At 34.9% G+C, this 17,195-nt stretch carries 13 protein-coding genes, 1 tRNA gene and 1 pseudogene; 12 read left to right on the top strand and 3 right to left on the bottom strand.

Annotated elements, in window-relative coordinates; all coding sequences use genetic code 11:
• Positions 1 to 4: 4 nt before the first annotated feature.
• The 12 genes and pseudogenes from AB3G34_RS12025 (at position 5) to AB3G34_RS11970 (ending at position 15,207) form a co-directional block, all read left to right on the top strand.
• Positions 5 to 3,232: pseudogene (locus tag AB3G34_RS12025) on the top strand (efflux RND transporter permease subunit).
• Entirely contained in the window at positions 3,219 to 4,472 is a 1,254-nt protein-coding gene (locus AB3G34_RS12020; RefSeq protein WP_369752574.1) for a TolC family protein, read from the top strand. The pseudogene AB3G34_RS12025 and the gene AB3G34_RS12020 overlap by 14 nt, the downstream one beginning before the upstream one ends.
• A 2-nt stretch (positions 4,473 to 4,474) precedes the next feature.
• The gene (locus AB3G34_RS12015; RefSeq protein ID WP_367772089.1) at positions 4,475 to 5,722 is read left to right on the top strand and encodes an efflux RND transporter periplasmic adaptor subunit; all 1,248 of its coding nucleotides are present in this window, start codon (positions 4,475 to 4,477) and stop codon (positions 5,720 to 5,722) included.
• Between the two features lie 2 nt (positions 5,723 to 5,724).
• Entirely contained in the window at positions 5,725 to 6,939 is a 1,215-nt protein-coding gene (locus AB3G34_RS12010) for an efflux RND transporter periplasmic adaptor subunit (RefSeq protein ID WP_369752573.1), read from the top strand.
• A 115-nt stretch (positions 6,940 to 7,054) separates the two neighbouring features.
• Positions 7,055 to 7,615 carry a helix-turn-helix domain-containing protein gene (locus tag AB3G34_RS12005; RefSeq protein ID WP_367772085.1) on the top strand — a complete coding sequence of 187 codons (561 nt, stop codon included), beginning with the start codon at positions 7,055 to 7,057 and terminating at the stop codon, positions 7,613 to 7,615.
• Positions 7,616 to 7,701: 86 nt separating this feature from the next.
• Positions 7,702 to 10,245: a heavy metal translocating P-type ATPase gene (locus AB3G34_RS12000; RefSeq protein ID WP_369752572.1), complete on the top strand. Its 2,544-nt coding sequence runs from the start codon at positions 7,702 to 7,704 to the stop codon at positions 10,243 to 10,245.
• Positions 10,246 to 10,296: 51 nt separating this feature from the next.
• A complete protein-coding gene (locus AB3G34_RS11995) occupies positions 10,297 to 10,434 on the top strand; it encodes a hypothetical protein (protein WP_367772082.1) in 138 nt (45 codons plus the stop codon).
• A gap of 23 nt (positions 10,435 to 10,457) precedes the next feature.
• Positions 10,458 to 12,779, top strand: coding sequence for a multicopper oxidase domain-containing protein (locus AB3G34_RS11990; RefSeq protein WP_369752571.1), 2,322 nt, complete (start codon positions 10,458 to 10,460; stop codon positions 12,777 to 12,779).
• A 271-nt stretch (positions 12,780 to 13,050) separates the two neighbouring features.
• Positions 13,051 to 13,224, top strand: coding sequence for a hypothetical protein (locus AB3G34_RS11985; protein ID WP_369752570.1), 174 nt, complete (start codon positions 13,051 to 13,053; stop codon positions 13,222 to 13,224).
• A gap of 166 nt (positions 13,225 to 13,390) precedes the next feature.
• On the top strand, positions 13,391 to 13,768 hold the full coding sequence (locus AB3G34_RS11980) for a hypothetical protein (protein ID WP_367755255.1): 378 nt from the start codon (positions 13,391 to 13,393) through the stop codon (positions 13,766 to 13,768).
• A 352-nt stretch (positions 13,769 to 14,120) separates the two neighbouring features.
• Positions 14,121 to 14,192 (top strand) — tRNA-Glu (locus AB3G34_RS11975).
• Positions 14,193 to 14,376: 184 nt separating this feature from the next.
• Positions 14,377 to 15,207 carry an MOSC domain-containing protein gene (locus AB3G34_RS11970; protein WP_369752569.1) on the top strand — a complete coding sequence of 277 codons (831 nt, stop codon included), beginning with the start codon at positions 14,377 to 14,379 and terminating at the stop codon, positions 15,205 to 15,207.
• Between the two features lie 153 nt (positions 15,208 to 15,360).
• Here AB3G34_RS11970 and AB3G34_RS11965 read toward each other — a convergent pair whose 3' ends face one another.
• The 3 genes from AB3G34_RS11965 to lgt all read right to left on the bottom strand — a co-directional run bounded on the left by AB3G34_RS11965 (position 15,361) and on the right by lgt (position 17,048).
• On the bottom strand, positions 15,361 to 15,579 hold the full coding sequence (locus AB3G34_RS11965) for a hypothetical protein (protein WP_367772076.1): 219 nt from the start codon (positions 15,577 to 15,579) through the stop codon (positions 15,361 to 15,363).
• A gap of 40 nt (positions 15,580 to 15,619) precedes the next feature.
• The gene (locus AB3G34_RS11960) at positions 15,620 to 15,988 is read right to left on the bottom strand and encodes a hypothetical protein (RefSeq protein WP_369752568.1); all 369 of its coding nucleotides are present in this window, start codon (positions 15,986 to 15,988) and stop codon (positions 15,620 to 15,622) included.
• Positions 15,989 to 16,220: 232 nt separating this feature from the next.
• The gene (gene lgt, locus AB3G34_RS11955; protein WP_369752567.1) at positions 16,221 to 17,048 is read right to left on the bottom strand and encodes a prolipoprotein diacylglyceryl transferase; all 828 of its coding nucleotides are present in this window, start codon (positions 17,046 to 17,048) and stop codon (positions 16,221 to 16,223) included.
• Between the last annotated feature and the right edge of the window lie 147 nt (positions 17,049 to 17,195).

The raw sequence follows: 17,195 nt of genomic DNA, 5'->3' as shown, positions 1-17,195 counted from the left end.
AATTATGGTAGAAAAATTAATTTCATTTTCTCTAAAAAACAGAATAGTTGTCTTGCTAGTTTCGGCCTTTTTATTTGGTTGGGGGATTTATAGTGTGCAACAAAATCCTATTGATGCAATTCCGGATTTATCCGAGAATCAAGTGATTGTTTTTACGGAATGGATGGGTCGAAGCCCACAAGTTATAGAAGATCAAGTAACGTATCCCTTGGTTTCTAATTTACAAGGGATTCCAAAAATCAAGAATATCCGTGCTTCCTCCATGTTTGGGATGAGTTTTGTGTATATCATTTTTGAAGATGATGTAGATCCTTATTGGGCTAGAACCCGTGTATTGGAGCGACTGAATTATGCGCAACGGCTATTGCCCGAAAGTGTAGTTCCCACACTAGGACCTGATGGAACAGGGGTTGGTCATGTTTTTTGGTATCACTTAGAAACTAATGGAATGGATTTAGGTGAACAGCGCGCTTTGCAAGATTGGTATGTGAAGTTTGCCTTGCAAACGGTTCCCGGAGTGGCGGAAGTCGCTTCTTTTGGTGGGTTCGAAAAACAATACCAATTGGTTTTAGATCCACTCAAAATGCAATACTACAATGTTAGTATGATGGAAGTGATGAAAGCGGTCAAAAGCAGCAACAATGATGTGGGTGGCAGAAAATTTGAAATGAGTGACCGATCGTATGTAGTAAGAGGATTGGGATATATCAAAAACATAAAGGATGTGGAGGAAATTGCCATTAAAAACTACAATTCGGTTCCGGTAAAAGTCAGTGATATTGGATCGGTACAAATGGGTGGCGATTTGCGTTTGGGAATTTTTGATGCTAATGGTGAAGGGGAAGTGGTAGGCGGAATTGTAGTGATGCGTTACGGTGAAAATGCCGATAAGGTTATTCAAGCAGTAAAAGCCAAAATGAAACAAGTCGAAAAAGGCTTGCCAGAAGGGGTGACTTTCAAGACGTCGTATGACCGAAGTGAATTGATAGAAAAAGCAATCGAGTCTGTTAAAGGAACTTTGATAGAAGAAATGATTGCAGTGTCGATTATTGTTTTATTATTTCTTTTTCATTGGAGAAGCGCACTTATAATTCTGATACAATTGCCTATATCCGTGGCGATAGGATTTATCTTTCTTCAAGCCTTTGGGATTTCATCCAATATTATGTCGCTTACAGGTATTGCCTTAGCAATTGGTGTTGTGGTTGATGATGGGATTGTAATGGTGGAGAATGCCTATCGAAGTATCTCTGAGAGACAGGAAGAACTGGACAATAAACATTAACCAACAGCAATGAAAAAAATATTTAAAAATATATTCAAAAAAGAACATGATCCAGTGTCTTCTGAAGAAAAAATGAAACTGATTGAAGACTCCTCAAAATTAGTAGGGCCGGGTGTTTTTTATTCTACATTAATCGTGATTGCTTCTTTTTTACCCGTTTTTCTATTAACAGGAATGGAAGGGAAATTGTTTAGCCCGTTAGCGTGGACGAAATCATTTATTCTAATTGTGGATGCTTTTTTAGCTATCACATTGACGCCGGTTTTAATCAGCTATTTGTTAAAAGGAAAATTGCGTCCCGAGAATAAAAACCCAATTAATAGAAAATTGGAAAGTATATATACGCCTATTTTAACTTTTTGTTTGAAATGGAGAAAATCAGTATTGGCAGTAAACATCGTCGCTTTATTAATTGGGGGATTGATGTTTACTCGATTGGGGTCTGAATTTATGCCACCATTGGATGAAGGTTCAATCTTATTTATGCCAGTAACTTTACCTGATGTTTCGAATGCAGAGATTAAGCGAATTTTGCAGGTTCAGGATAAATTGATAAAATCAATTCCAGAAGTAACCCATGTTTTGGGAAAAGCAGGAAGAGCTAATACAGCAACGGACAATAGTCCGATAAGTATGATTGAAACCATCGTTTTACTAAAACCTCATAATGAATGGAGAGAAGGGAAAACTAAAAGTGATATTATAACTGAAATCAACAATAAGCTCCAAATTCCAGGTGTGACTAATGGATTTACTCAGCCCATTATCAACCGGATCAATATGCTATCTACAGGAATTAGAACCGATGTAGGAATTAAAATTTACGGTGAAAATCTGGACACGATAGATGCATTGGCACAAAAAATAAAAAAATCCTTAGAAGGCACAGCAGGAGTAAAAGACTTGTTTGCGGAACCTATTACAGGAGGGAAATACATTGATATTGTTGCTAAACGAGAAGTTATAGGTCGTTATGGTCTTAGTGTTGATGATGTAAATAGTGTGGTAGAAGCAGCGATTGGTGGAATGACATTAACGACTACAATTGAAGGACGACAACGTTTTTCTGTCAATGCACGCTATGCACAAGAATACAGAAATAGCCTAGAAGCCTTGAAAAAATTACAGGTGCAAACAATGGAATACGGACCAATACCATTAGAAACTGTTGCTGATATTAAAATCAGCGATGGACCGCCCATGATTAATAGTGAGAACGCCATGCTCCGTGGAAGCGTTTTATTTAATGTTAGAGATCGGGATTTAGGGAGCACTGTAAAAGAAGCGCAGGACAAACTGAATGCGATGATGACCAAAATGCCAAAAGGATATTACGTGGAATGGAGTGGACAGTGGGAAAACCAAATTCGGGCCAACAAAACATTAAGCTTGATTATGCCTCTTGTTGTAGTAATAATATTTTTGATTTTATTTTTTACTTATGGCTCCATGAAAGAAGCATTCGTGACCATGATTACAGTTCCTTTTGCTTTGATTGGTGGAATTTTCATGGTTTATTTTTATGGGATTAACTTATCTGTGGCTGTGGCTGTCGGGTTTATTGCTTTATTTGGTTTAGCCATTGAAACAGCCATGTTGATTACCATTTATTTAAATGAAGCCATGATTAAAATGGTCGAAAAACATGGAAATAGTAGTGAAACCATTACAGAAGATATTTTGCGAGATTATATTATTTATGGTTCGGCCAAAAGGTTGCGCCCTAAATTAATGACGGTTTCTGTGGCTTTGTTTGGATTAATCCCCATTCTATGGTCAACAGGAACTGGAGCGGATGTAATGATTCCAATTACAGTACCACTTATTGGAGGGACAATTACTTCCACTATTTATGTATTATTAGTAACGCCAGTTGTTTTTGAAATGACAAAACTTCGTGAATTAAGAACAAAAGGTAAAATAGAAATCATCAATGCGAAACATTAAAAAGTATATCATTATAAGTGGACTGATGTTCGGATTTGCAAATGTAAATGCGCAATCACTTTCATTAGATGAAGTTTTGGGGACCATCAAGACCAATAATCCTCAATTGAAAATGTACGATGCCGATATTCAAAGTATGGACGCTGCCGCAAAAGGGGCTACAAGTTGGATGGCACCACAAATTAATACTGGTTTATTTATGACACCTTATAATGTCAAAATGTGGAAAGCAGATGAAATGAATCCAGGAATGGGCGCATATATGGTAGGCTTTACGCAAATGATCCCCAATGCATCCAGACAAAAAGCCGATTTTAATTACATGAGTGCTATGTCATCTGTGGAAGCAGAAAATAAAAATTATACTGCCAATCAGTTGGAAGCTTTAGCAAAAACTAATTATTACCAATGGATCGTATTGGATAAAAAAATAAAAATAGCCAATGACAATTTGTTGCTTATGGATTACATGATAAAAAGCATGGAAATTCGCTACCAGTACAACATGGATAAATTGTCAACGTACTACAAAGCCAAATCAAAATACAACGAATTGCAAAGTATGGTGGTTATGTTGCAAAATGAAATTTCTCAAAAAAGAATTATGTTGAATACGTTGATGGCAAGAGATAAAAAACTGTTGTTTGAAATTGATCCCAATTATACTTTAAAAGAGTTTGATTTATTACAAACAGATACCACGGCACTTTCTCAAAACCGAAGCGATGTGAAGGCAATTGAGAAAACAATGGAATTAAATCAGTTGGAAATTGCCACCGAAAAATCAAAGTTATTACCCGAGTTTGGAGTAAAATATGATCATATGTTTGCTTTTGGGAAGAACCCACAACAGTTTAATTTGATGGCAATGGTCACTATTCCGATGCCATGGTCTACTAAAATGAACAAGGCCACAATCAATAGTATTCAAATAAAAAATGAGAGCTTGGAATGGCAAAAGCAAATGATTTTGAACGAAGCAACAGGTATGATTTCAGGAATGCAAACCGAATTGACAAACTTAAAAAAACAATATGAGATCGCTGATAAAAGCATCATTCCAGCTTTGAAAAGGAATTATGATACGGCAGTTTTGGCTTGGCAAAATAATACGGGTGAATTATTTGTGGTGCTAGATGCTTGGGAAGCATTGAACATGGCTCAAATGGATAAGTTAGATAAATTACAAGCTATTTTGAATACTCAAGTAGAAATTGAAAAACAACTGGAAACAAAATAATTATGAACAAATATTTAAAATATAGTTTATGGACTATTGCCGTTGTAATGGTGGGTTTTGCCGTATATTATTTTGTCGAAAAAGCCAATAATTCAGCGACGCATAAGCAGAAGGAAGAAATTTATACTTGCTCGATGCATCCCGAAATTATACGAAATGAACCGGGTAATTGCCCTATTTGCGGAATGAATTTAGTAAAAAAAGTCTCTGAAAGTCAGCCTGTTGAAAGTCATTCAATTGAACATTTATTAAAACCGACAGATGGTTTTGTGGTGGGAGATTTTAAAACAACTACCGCCAAAGATACTGTTCTCAATAGCTCCATAAATTTACCTGGACTGGTGGCGTATGATCCCAATTCAGCTGTGAATATAGCCGCACGAATTAATGGAAGAATTGAAAAAATGTATGTTCATTATAAATTTCAAAAAGTTACAAAAGGGCAAAAACTATTCGATTTGTACAGTCCAGAATTAGTAACGGAACAGCAAAATTTTATTTATTTAGTTTCAAATGATTCTGAGAATACAGCCATACTAAAAGCATTAAAGCAAAAATTAGCGCTTTATGGGATGAGTACCAATCAGATTAATGCTTTGGCTACAGCCAAAAGAATAAATCCAGTAATCTCAATTTACAGTCCAGTGACTGGAATTGTGGATGGAACGGATGGTATGGTTTCTACTAGTATTGGCACTATGCAAAATACAACGGCAACAACGACGGCTTTAAATTTGAAGGAAGGGGATTATATTACAAAAAACACTGTGGTTTTTAAATTAGTAAACACGAATAAAGTTTGGGGTGTTTTTAATGTTATCCAAGGCTATAATAGTCTAATAAAAGTCAATCAGTCGATTCAAATTTCATCAGAATTGGACGCAGATGCGATTGTCAATGCAAAAGTAAATTTTATTGAAACACAACTTGATCCAACAGATAAGACCAATCGCATTCGCGTGTATCTCAATAATGAAAAACTGCAATTCCCTATTGGTTTGAGATTGCAAGGGAAAGTAGCAACGAATGCAGTAGAAGGGATTTGGCTTCAAAAACAATCTTTGGTTAGTTTAGGTAACAAAAAAATAGTTTTTATCAAAAAGGGAAATGGTTTTCAAACTGCCGAAATAAAAACGGGTATCGAAATAAATGGCTTTGTACAAATAGTAGATGGTATTTCAGTTTCGGATATTCTTGCTGATAATGCCCAATATTTGATAGATAGCGGAAGCTTTATAAAAACAAAATAATAATGAAACAGCTCAAAAAAATCGGTTTTCTATTGCTGGCATTCACCTTGGTTGTGGCCTGCAATACTAAAAATAAAGAGGAACACGAGAAGCATCAATACAAAGAAAGTATTTATTATACGTGTTCGATGGATCCTCAAATAAAAGAAGACAAACCTGGAAAATGCCCCATATGTCATATGGATTTGACTCCAATACAAAAAGACAATGGAGCTTCAAATGAAATTTCATTAAGTGACCAGCAAATGAAGTTAGGCAATATTACTACTGCCATTATTTCAGAGTCACAAAGCAGTTTGCAAGCAGGTTACACTGGCGTTTTGACGATAAATCAAGAGAAAATAAAAAGTATTTCGGCTAGAGCAATGGGCCGAATCGAAAAATTATATTTTAAAACTGAAGGGGATTATATTCAAAAAAACCAGGCGGTTTACCAACTTTATAGTGAACCTATTGCCATAGCCAAACAAGATTATGTAACCGCTTACAGGCAACTGGCTATGCCAGGAGATTTTGGTAAAAATGCAAAGAATATGCTGGATGCAGCCAGACAAAAACTAGTATTTTATGGACTTTCCAATGCGCAGATTGAATCCATTAAAAAGACGAATGAAGTTTCGCCATATACTACTTTTTATAGTACCTATAGTGGTACCATTTCTGAAATTGTTGCGACCGAAGGTAGTTATGTGATGGAAGGGGCGGCTATTATTAAATTGGCCGATTTAAGTAGTCTTTGGTTAGAAACGCAAGTCAATGTAAATTATGCCAAAAGTTTGCGATTGGGTCAAACAGCTACAATTTCTTTTATGGATTATCCCACAAAGACTATAAAAGCAGCCATTTCTTTTATCAATCCAGAAATTAATCCGGATTCTAGATTGCTGTTAATTAGAATGGAAGTACCCAATCCTAATATGCTTTTAAAACCAGGAATGCAGGCCAATGCACAATTAATACAATCCAATTTAAAAGGAATGTTTATTCCTATTGATGCCGTAATCAGGGATGAAAATGCCACTTTTATTTGGGTCGAAAAAAGCCATGGTGTTTTTGAAAATGTAATGGTTGAAACAGGTGTGGAATCAAATGGGATGATTGAAATCAAATCGGAAATAGATCCTAATAAAAAAGTAGTAATTACTGGAGCGTATGCTATCAATAGCGAATATAAATTTCGAAAAGGAAATGATCCTATGGCAGGAATGAAAATGTAAATTAAATTAATTACTTGTATTTCAATATTTTAAATATTAATATTCTGTCAAAAAAGCCTCGTTTTAATTCAAAAAGGTTGAACTTTGATAGCATGTTCTAACAAACACTTTATAAATGAAGCTTACTATTAAAAATATGGTTTGTGGCCGTTGCGAAATGGCTGTAAAATTGGAGTTAGAAAGAATGAAGCTTCCTGTAAGTTCCATTAAATTAGGTGAAGTGAATTTGTCTCGAGAATTAACGGATATTGAAATTCAGGAACTCAGTACTAACCTGGAAAAACTAGGTTTTGAATTACTGGAAGATAAAATAAGCCAGACAATTGAACAAATTAAAAACTTGATCGTTGAACTAGTACATTATAAAAAAGATCAGTTGAAAGTCAATTTATCGACTTATTTATCTGAATGTTTAAATCAGGATTATAGTGCTTTGAGTAAGTTGTTTTCGGATAATGAAGGCACAACAATTGAACATTATTTTATTGCCCAGAAAATCGAAAAGGCGAAGGAATTGTTGGTTTATGATGAACTTACTTTAAGTGAAATTGCCATAGCACTCAATTATAGTAATGTAGCCCATTTGAGCAACCAATTTAAAAAAGTGACTGGATTTACACCTACCTATTTTAAAAAAATGAAAGAGAATACCCGAAAACAAATAGACTCTTTGTAAATTATACAAATCACTTCCACAATTGTGTAATAATAAAAATGGGTTTCATTCGGATATTTGTACTATAATTTTAAATAGCGATAAAAATGAAACATACATACACAATTACTGGAATGTCTTGCGATGGTTGCCGAACCAAAGTGGAGAAAACACTCAATGGAGTGGAAGGAGTTGAAGCGGTGGTTTCTCTTGATCCACAAGAAGCTGTTATTACAATGGAAAAACACATTCCAACACCCGTTTTGCAAGAAGCATTGTCAGGAGTTGGGAAGTACACTATAGAAATGAGCCATCCTAAAATGGCGATGGATAAAACAGTTGAAGAGACTAAAGCTAAAGCGTGTTGTAGTAATGACGCGCATCAACATCATAAAAAGGAAGGCAATGTGATTCCCAATACACCAGGTAAATATTATTGCCCCATGCATTGTGAAGGCGATAAAGTATATGATAAAGCGGGAGACTGCCCTGTATGTGGGATGGATTTAGTAAAAGCGCCAGATTTAACTGCTGTCAAAACACAATATACTTGTCCGATGCATCCACAAATCGTGCAGGACGGACCAGGTTCTTGCCCGATTTGTGGTATGGATTTGGTTCCAATGGAACCCACAGCTAGTGAGGAAAATAAAACCTACAATGACTTGGTGCAAAAAATGAAAATTGCACTTCTTTTTACCGTGCCCATTTTCATAATAGCCATGTCAGACATGATATCCAATAATCCTTTGATGCAAATCATGGATATGAAAAGCTGGAATTGGGTGCAGCTAGTTTTGTCTATACCAGTTGTTTTTTATGCGACTTGGATGTTTTTTATTCGCGCTTGGAAATCAGTCGTTACATGGAATCTCAATATGTTTACCCTAATTGGAATTGGTTCTGGAGTCGCTTTCTTGTTTAGTATTTTTGCTCTTTTTTTTCCAGATGTTTTTCCAGCAGAATTTAAAAATGAAAATGGAGCCGTTCATTTGTATTTTGAAGCGACAACAGTAATCCTAACATTAGTTTTATTAGGACAATTATTAGAAGCTAGAGCGCACAGTCAAACGAGTGGTGCGATAAAAGAATTATTAAAATTAGCGCCTACAGAAGCTACTTTGGTAGCTGAAGGAGGAGATAAAGTAATATCGATACATGATATTAAAAAAGGAGATTTATTGCGTGTAAAACCCGGAGATAAAATTCCAGTTGATGGTAAAATCACAGATGGCGAAAGCACCATTGACGAGTCGATGATTTCAGGAGAGCCTATTCCTGTTGATAAAAAAGTCGATGATGGGGTTGTGGCTGGAACCATAAATGGGAACAAATCATTTGTGATGGTTGCTGAGAAAATTGGTTCAGAAACCTTGCTTTCGCAAATTGTACAAATGGTCAATAATGCCAGTCGATCTAGAGCACCCATTCAAAAATTAGCCGATAGAATTTCGAAGTATTTTGTGCCTATCGTTGTCGCCGTTTCGGTGGTTACGTTCTTTATTTGGGCAAAGTTTGGACCAGAACAAAACGCATTAATCTACGGTTTTATTAATGCTGTTGCAGTTTTGATTATCGCATGTCCATGTGCATTAGGATTAGCAACTCCTATGTCAGTAATGGTGGGAGTGGGTAAAGGAGCGCAATCCGGAGTTTTGATAAAAAATGCCGAAGCACTGGAAAATATGAATAAGGTGAATGTTTTAATTACGGATAAAACGGGAACCATTACCGAGGGAAAACCATCAGTAGAAAAAGTTTTTCCATCTGATAATCAAGAGGATGATTTGTTGCAAAATATAGCTTCACTTAATCAATACAGTGAACACCCTTTGGCGCAAGCCGTAGTCAATTTTGCGAAAGCGAAAGCAGTTTCGTTAATCGAAGTTAAAGATTTTGAAGCTGTTTCCGGAAAAGGAGTAATAGGAACGGTTTCAAATAAAAAAGTAGCATTAGGAAATAAAAAACTAATGGAACTAGTAAGTGCTTCAGTGTCGGAAGATATTGAAAACAAAATAATTGCCGAACAAAAACTAGGTAAAACAGTCTCTTATATTTCAGTAGACCAAGTTGTTTTGGGTTATGTGACCATCACAGATGCCATAAAAGCGACAAGTGTTGCGGCCATAAAAGAATTGATGCGTCAAGGAGTTGAGGTGATTATGCTTACAGGTGATAACGAGAATACGGCTAAGGCTGTGGCCAATGAATTGCAATTGACTTCCTTTATTGCAGGTTGTTTACCTGAGGATAAACTCAAAGAAATTAAGCGCTTGCAAGCCGAAGGTAAAATTGTAGCGATGGCTGGTGATGGAATTAATGATGCTCCTGCATTGGCACAATCTGATATTGGGATTGCGATGGGAACAGGAACGGATGTGGCGATTGAAAGTGCCAAAATTACTTTGGTAAAAGGAGATTTACAAGGTATCGTGAAAGCCAAAAAATTGAGCCATGCAGTGATGAAAAATATCAATCAAAACTTATTCTTTGCCTTCTTTTACAATGCATTGGGAATACCAATAGCCGCTGGAGTTTTATATCCGTTTTTCGGGATTTTATTATCTCCTATGATTGCCGCTTTGGCGATGAGTTTTAGTTCTGTTTCGGTAATTGCAAATGCATTGCGATTGCGTAGTTTGAAATTGTAATAGAATAAAAATTAAATTATTAATAAAGTATAAACCTAAACCTAAAAAGTTATGAATGATCATGGTAATGAAGGAATGCACATGGGATCCTATATGTTTATGGGAATGCATGTTTTTTGGTGGGTGTCCATATTGATTTTTGCTCTAGTATTATTAGCGGTAGCTCACAGGTATAGAAAAAGGAAATAATTTATTATAAAGAAAGTAAAAAAATGAAATTTAAATTAACGGTATTAGTAGTACTAATTGCATTTATTTCAAACGCTCAAAAAGTGGTGCGTTACGATTTGTACGTAAGAGATACTATTGTCAATTTTTCAGGAAAAGATAAAAAAGCGATAGCGGTCAACGGACAAATTCCGATGCCAACCCTAACTTTTACAGAGGGTGATATTGCTGAAATTTATGTGCATAATGAACTTGAAGAAGGAACTTCCTTGCATTGGCACGGTTTGTATTTACCTAATAAAGAGGACGGAGTGCCATTTCTTACTCAAATGCCGATAGCGCCTCACACTACTCATAAATATACATTTCCAATTGTACAAAATGGAACCCATTGGTATCATAGCCATAGTGGTTTACAAGAGCAAATAGGTATGTATGGGGCTTTAATTTTGAAGAAAAAAACAAGCGATCCTACTTTCAGAAAAGGAATTGATGATTTGCCTACGCTTCCTGTTGTTTTGAGCGAATGGACGGATTACAACCCTAAAAATGTACATCGATTGCTACATAATGCTTCAGACTGGTTTGCCATTAAAAAAGGAACGACTCAAAGTTATGCCGAAGCCATTCGAAGCGGACATTTTAAAACCAAATTCAATAACGAATGGAAACGGATGTTGGCCATGGATGTAAGTGATGTGTATTACGATAAATTCTTGATTAATGGATCTAATGAAGCTATGGCTAACGTTTTAAGTAAATCTAAAGCGGGAGACAAAGTACGTTTGCAAATTTCAAATGCAGGGGCTTCCTCTTATTTTTGGTTGACTTATGCCGGAGGGAAAATCACGGTCGTTGCCAATGATGGGAATGATGTAGCACCTGTTGAAGTGGATCGCTTAATCATTGGAGTTTCGGAAACCTATGATGTTGTAGTTACCATTCCTGCGGATAATACAGCGTATGAATTTTTAGCAACACCCGAAGACAGAACCAAATCAGCTTCATTGTATATAGGCAACGGTATCAAACAATTAATATCTCCATTACCAAAATTGAATTATTTTGAAGGAATGAAGATGATGAATGGTATGATGAATATGGATGGAACTATGGACGATATGGGTATGGACATGAGTCTTCAAAAAATGGACATGAATACGGTGATGTACCCAGAAATCACGGGTAGTTCAGCAATGAAAATGGACATGAAGTCGGACAAAATGGATATGAAGGATTCAAAAATGGATCACTCAAAGATGGATCATTCCAAAATGGATATGAAATCAGAAGGAATGGATGGGAATGATTCCAAAATGGATCATTCAAAACATACCATGGGTTCTGATGAAATTGTAACCTTGAATTATGGGATGTTAAAATCACCTACTGTTACTACGCTTCCTAAAGATGCTCCTGTACGAGAACTGCATTTTGAATTAACAGGAAACATGAATCGGTATTTGTGGAGTATGGATAATAAAGTGCTATCGGAATCAGATAAAATTCTAATCAAAAAAGGAGAAAACATTCGAATAGTAATGCATAATAATTCCATGATGCGTCATCCAATGCATTTACATGGTCATGATTTTAGAGTATTGAATGGACAAGGAGCGTATGCGCCATTGAAAAACGTACTGGATATTATGCCAATGGAAACAGATACGATTGAGTTTAATGCGAATGCGGATGGAGATTGGTTTTTTCATTGTCATATTTTATATCATATGATGGCAGGAATGAACCGGGTTTTTAGTTATGAAAATTCGGCACCAAACCCACTTTTACCCAATAAAGATTGGGCTTATAAAAAATTACAATCTGAAAGCAACGGACTTCATCTTATGGCTGAAAATGATTTTGCTACCAATGGAAATGATGGTAAAGCGATGGCGCAAAATGCAAGATGGAGTTTTGGTACTGAATGGCGTTTGGGGTACATGGACGAACACGGTTATGAAACCGAAACACATATTGGTAGATACATCGGGAAAAATCAATGGTTAATGCCGTTCATAGGTTTTGACTGGCGTTATAGAAAGTTTGGAATGAACGAAGTAGAAAAAAATGTTTTTGGTCAAAAGAATACTAAAGACAATCGTTCGGTAGTCAGTTTAGGGGTTAATTATACCTTGCCACTTTTAGTTATTGCACAAGCTGAGGTTTTTCATGATGGTAATGTTCGTTTGCAATTAATGCGAGAAGACATTCCAGTTTCTAAAAGATTACGAATGGCGCTTATGGTAAATACCGATAAAGAATACATGGCGGGATTAAAATATATTGTAGGTAAAAATATTGGAATAACGACCCATTACGATAGTGATATGGGTGTAGGTTTTGGAGTGAATGTGAATTATTAAATCTATTGAGAAGTAATTTTTAAAAAAAGTATAGGCGGATATTGTATTGCTAAATACCGACAACTAGTATTCATTACTTAAAAAAGCCAGCTTACTATCTAAGCTGGCTTTTTAATAAGCTTAAAATAAGGTTGTTGTGTGTAGTACATTCACAAAACATGTGAATTATATAATCATTATAACGAATTGTATGACACTTCTGAAAAGGGATAGGGTTATTTTTGTTTAACTGGAACACATTGATTTCGGACCATTATTTAAAATTATTTATATGAAAAACCCTTCAGCACCAAAGAAAATTACATGGATTATAGGATTGATTTTTGGTATCCTTGGAATAATCGGGCATTTTGCAGCTGTTCCGTTTTTAACAGAACACAATTACACGCTATTGCTTTTTGGTTTCATTGTTTTAGCAGTAGGAACCACTTTCAAAGAAGTTTAAATAATTTGGAATAATGCCCCTAAATTTTACTTATAAATAGCTACTCATTGAATTAGTGATGGTTTGATTCATGAGGCTACTATTGCAAAATAAGAAAAGTAGTGCATCTGTTTAGCGCACAATTTTTACAATTTAACACAAGTATTAATATAATAAATATATAATTATGTCAGGAAAAAATAAAAAACAATTTGGAGTTTGGATGGATTCACATCAGGCAACTATTGTAGGGAGAGAAAATGTAGATTCAGGTAAGTTCGTTGTTTTAGGTCACGAAAATGTTGAAGATCAATTTGTACATACAAGCGAAAACGCATCAAACAATGCAGAAAGAGATATGCTGCATAAATTATTCAAGAACATCACTGCACATATGCAAAATGTTGATGAACTGCATGTGACTGGAACTGGAATTTCACAAGAACAATTTATTAATTATTTGAATGAGACGCCACAGTATAAAAATGTGGAGGCTAAAGAAAGTACTTCTATTAAGATGAGTGACGACAGTTTAATTGAATATATGGCTGCTCAATTCAACTAATCAGTTTTAAATACAAATATAACAGATTAGTCTGTTTACATAAATGCCCTCAAATAGTAAGATACTATTTGGGGGCATTTTTTATATAACGAAAAGGCAATTGTCGATTTTAAATTTCGACACGTAGCCGCTGTTTTAAAATAGAGTGGGCTAATGAAGTTGTGTCTTTATTTTAAAAGTAAGAATTTACATTTTAAAAAAAACTTTGTAATTCTTTTTTACGGTAAGTGCTAATTCTGAATTAATTATAATTTGTAAATAAAAAAAAAGGAGTTTTCACTAGCCCGTTTTGGAATTTGGCTTGGTACATCTCAAAAATAGTGCTATTTTTGCACCCGAAATAGAAAAGCAAGGCCCGTTCGTCTATCGGTTAGGACGCATGGTTTTCATCCATGTAAGAGCGGTTCGATTCCGCTACGGGCTACAATATTTTACATATAAGGATTTCAGTATTTTTTGAAAATGGAATTTACTTTTTGAATGTGTAAATTAATTCAATTTCCTTCCTAGAAACAAAAAGTAAGCCTCGAAAACTAACCCTTTCGAGGCTTTTTTTGTTGTTTGTGTTGGCTGTACTTTTTTGTAGATTTGATAAAAATAAAGTAGTTATGCTTCAACTTTCTGAAATCTGGATTTATCCTGTAAAATCATTAGGAGGAATTCTCCTTCAAGAATCTAATGTTACACATCGTGGACTTGAACACGATCGCCGCTGGATGTTGGTAGATGAAGATGGTGTTTTTCTATCGCAAAGAACCACTCCTGAATTAGCCCTTTTCCAAACTGAAATTGAGGGCGAGTTTTTAATTATTACTCACAAAGAAAACCCAACTAATAAAATAAAAGTACCACTGAATCCTTCACCTGTGGAAGAAAAGAAGGAGAATATAAAAACAGTTCTTTGGGAAGATGCAATTGATGCGTATGAAGTCGATAAAGAATTATCGCATTGGTTTTCTGAAATTTTAAAATACTCCGTTCGATTGGTGTATATGCCCGAAGAAAGTCACCGAAAAGTAGAGCCTAAATATGCCATTTCAGGGAATGATATCAATTCGTTTTCGGATGGATTTCCTTTTTTAATTATTGGGCAGTCGTCTTTAGATGATCTGAATTCCCGTTTGAAAGAAGCAGTGCCCATGAAACGATTCCGCCCCAATTTTGTGTTCACTGGAGGACAAGAATACGAAGAAGAAAATTGGAGTGAATTCACCATAGGAAATTTTCCTTTTTATGGTGTGAAACCGTGCGGAAGATGTGTAATGGTTACTGTAGATCCCGAAAAAGGAATCGTTGCCGGAAAAGAACCTCTATTTACTTTGTCTAAATATAAAAGAGTAGGTAATAATGTGATTTTTGGTCAAAATTTAATTGCACAACAGGAGGGAAGTGTTAATGTTGGTGCTATTATAGAGGTGTCTAAAAAAGGAGTTGTTTAAAGTTACTTAAGATACTCATAAAAATACAAATGCCATGAAGTACTCATGGCATTTTTTATATCCAATTGAGCCATTATACATGGCATGATTGCATTATTGTTATGAAGAAAATGACAAGATGAATTTTAAATTAGAATGCTAAAAGCAATGAAATCAATCTTTTTTATGGTGTTGTTCGGTTTGATTTTGTTTGTTGTGCGTCATGTTGTCGCCTACATTCATTCCGTTTGACATTCCTATCATAAATGCGGTTAGGAATAGCATGATTTTTCTTTTAGCCCAAAGAATAGGGCGCTTGGATGGCTCCAAACGAGATTGGTTTTTGTTTTTATACATGGTGTAAATGATAAATGATGAGACATTAGGTATCATTGTTATGCGTGGAATAGCATAAATGCGTAGAAAGACTTTTCTAGGCTATGTATAAAATGGTATAAGAGTTGGTTGAAGTACTTTTCTCGTTTATAAAGAGTTGTTGTTCGATAAATGAACTTACTTTTTGATAAACCTGTGTTCTTAATTTAAATAGAACAGGAATGGTAAGACTGTAACTAGTTGCAAACCGAAGGTATTTAAAAGGAATCGAAATCGCTGTTTTTATAGCGTTTACTAGATTGAAAACGTATAATTTAGAACGGCTAGTTTTCCATTCACTACCTACAATTGCATTGGAATATTGATAATATTCAACCGAATTAGATCGAGATTCTAAAACGCCATCATTCACCATCAAGCCAAAAGCCAGAAAGAGGGAAAGAAGGTATTTTAAATGTTTTGTCAATTGTATATGTTTAAATTATAATTCAAAAGTACAAAAGTTGCAGCTAGTTAAATTTTTATCTTACACTAAACTTACATGCTTTGCGCGAGCGTCTCGCTCGTGTCCGCAATCAAAATCAATTGCTAATTATTTTAAAAGTAGATAATCATTAATTAACTAAATTTCCTGTTGCTCTTTTTATACTTTGTGTTCACGAGCAAGATGCTCGCGCCAGCAGACGGGGGCTGGTTTTTTATTTAGGTTCGTTTTTAAGTATATTGAAAGCCACAAAGTATAATCCCAATAAAACAAAGGGAATACTCAATATTTGTCCCATATTTAAACTCATTCCTTTTTCAAAATCTACTTGATTTATTTTAATAAATTCTATTAAAATCCTCATTATGAATATTAAAGTTATTGTTAAACCAAACAAAAATCCATTTCCTAACTTTATGTTTTTAGTTTTATAAATAGTGAAGACTATAATGAAAATTAAAAAATACGAAATCGCTTCATAAAGTTGTGCTGGATGTCTTGGTATATTATCAACACGTTTAAAAATAAATGCCCAAGGCATTGAAGTCGGATTGCCAATCATTTCAGAGTTCATTAAATTCGCAAGTCTTATAAATGTTGCTCCAAGTGGAGCGACGATTGCTATTAAGTCAAGTGTTTTAAGATATTTCATTTCATATTTTTTTGAATATAAATAAAGTGAAATAATTAACCCAACTGTTCCTCCGTGACTAGCTAAACCTGCAAAACCGATAAATTTGTATTCTCCATTTAGAGTTTTCTTAATTGGTAAAATAATTTCTAATAGATTTTTAGAATAATACTCAAAATCATAAAATAAACAATGCCCTAATCTTGCTCCAACAAAAATCCCAACTATTCCGTAAATAAACAATGCTTCGTGTGCACTATCTTTTAAGTTTTCTCTTCTAAAAATTCCTTTCAGAATGTACATAGATAAAAGTAATCCACAAGCAAATAAAAGTCCGTAATATTTTAATGGAAAACCATAAATGTTTATTATTTCGGAGTCAAAATCCCAATTTATGTACAATGCAATCATATTCTTTTTTATTAATTTTTGTTTTCTGCGATTTTTAGGTAAACTCGCGACTAAAGTTATGCTGCTACAGCGGGTTTGGGATTAAATTAAGCCCTATTTTCCCTTTGCTCGCGCGAGCGTCTCGCTCGTGCCCGCAATCAAAATCAA

The sequence above is a fragment of the Flavobacterium sp. WC2409 genome, from assembly GCF_041200085.1.
In the GTDB taxonomy this organism is placed as follows: Bacteria; Bacteroidota; Bacteroidia; order Flavobacteriales; family Flavobacteriaceae; genus Flavobacterium.
Note: the sequence above shows the minus strand (reverse complement) of the source record. Positions and strands in the feature narration are given on the sequence as shown.

What these genes read in the sequence shown, in the direction of transcription:
- AB3G34_RS12010 (WP_369752573.1), top strand. Translation starts at nt 5,725, where the DNA reads ATGAAACAGCTCAAAAAAATCGGTTTTCTATTGCTGGCATTCACCTTG.
- AB3G34_RS11990 (WP_369752571.1), top strand. Translation starts at nt 10,458, where the DNA reads ATGAAATTTAAATTAACGGTATTAGTAGTACTAATTGCATTTATTTCA.
- lgt (WP_369752567.1), bottom strand. Translation starts at nt 17,048, where the DNA reads ATGATTGCATTGTACATAAATTGGGATTTTGACTCCGAAATAATAAAC.
- AB3G34_RS12015 (WP_367772089.1), top strand. Translation starts at nt 4,475, where the DNA reads ATGAACAAATATTTAAAATATAGTTTATGGACTATTGCCGTTGTAATG.
- AB3G34_RS11980 (WP_367755255.1), top strand. Translation starts at nt 13,391, where the DNA reads ATGTCAGGAAAAAATAAAAAACAATTTGGAGTTTGGATGGATTCACAT.
- AB3G34_RS11985 (WP_369752570.1), top strand. Translation starts at nt 13,051, where the DNA reads ATGAAAAACCCTTCAGCACCAAAGAAAATTACATGGATTATAGGATTG.
- AB3G34_RS11970 (WP_369752569.1), top strand. Translation starts at nt 14,377, where the DNA reads ATGCTTCAACTTTCTGAAATCTGGATTTATCCTGTAAAATCATTAGGA.
- AB3G34_RS12005 (WP_367772085.1), top strand. Translation starts at nt 7,055, where the DNA reads ATGAAGCTTACTATTAAAAATATGGTTTGTGGCCGTTGCGAAATGGCT.
- AB3G34_RS11965 (WP_367772076.1), bottom strand. Translation starts at nt 15,579, where the DNA reads ATGATACCTAATGTCTCATCATTTATCATTTACACCATGTATAAAAAC.
- AB3G34_RS12000 (WP_369752572.1), top strand. Translation starts at nt 7,702, where the DNA reads ATGAAACATACATACACAATTACTGGAATGTCTTGCGATGGTTGCCGA.
- AB3G34_RS11995 (WP_367772082.1), top strand. Translation starts at nt 10,297, where the DNA reads ATGAATGATCATGGTAATGAAGGAATGCACATGGGATCCTATATGTTT.
- AB3G34_RS12020 (WP_369752574.1), top strand. Translation starts at nt 3,219, where the DNA reads ATGCGAAACATTAAAAAGTATATCATTATAAGTGGACTGATGTTCGGA.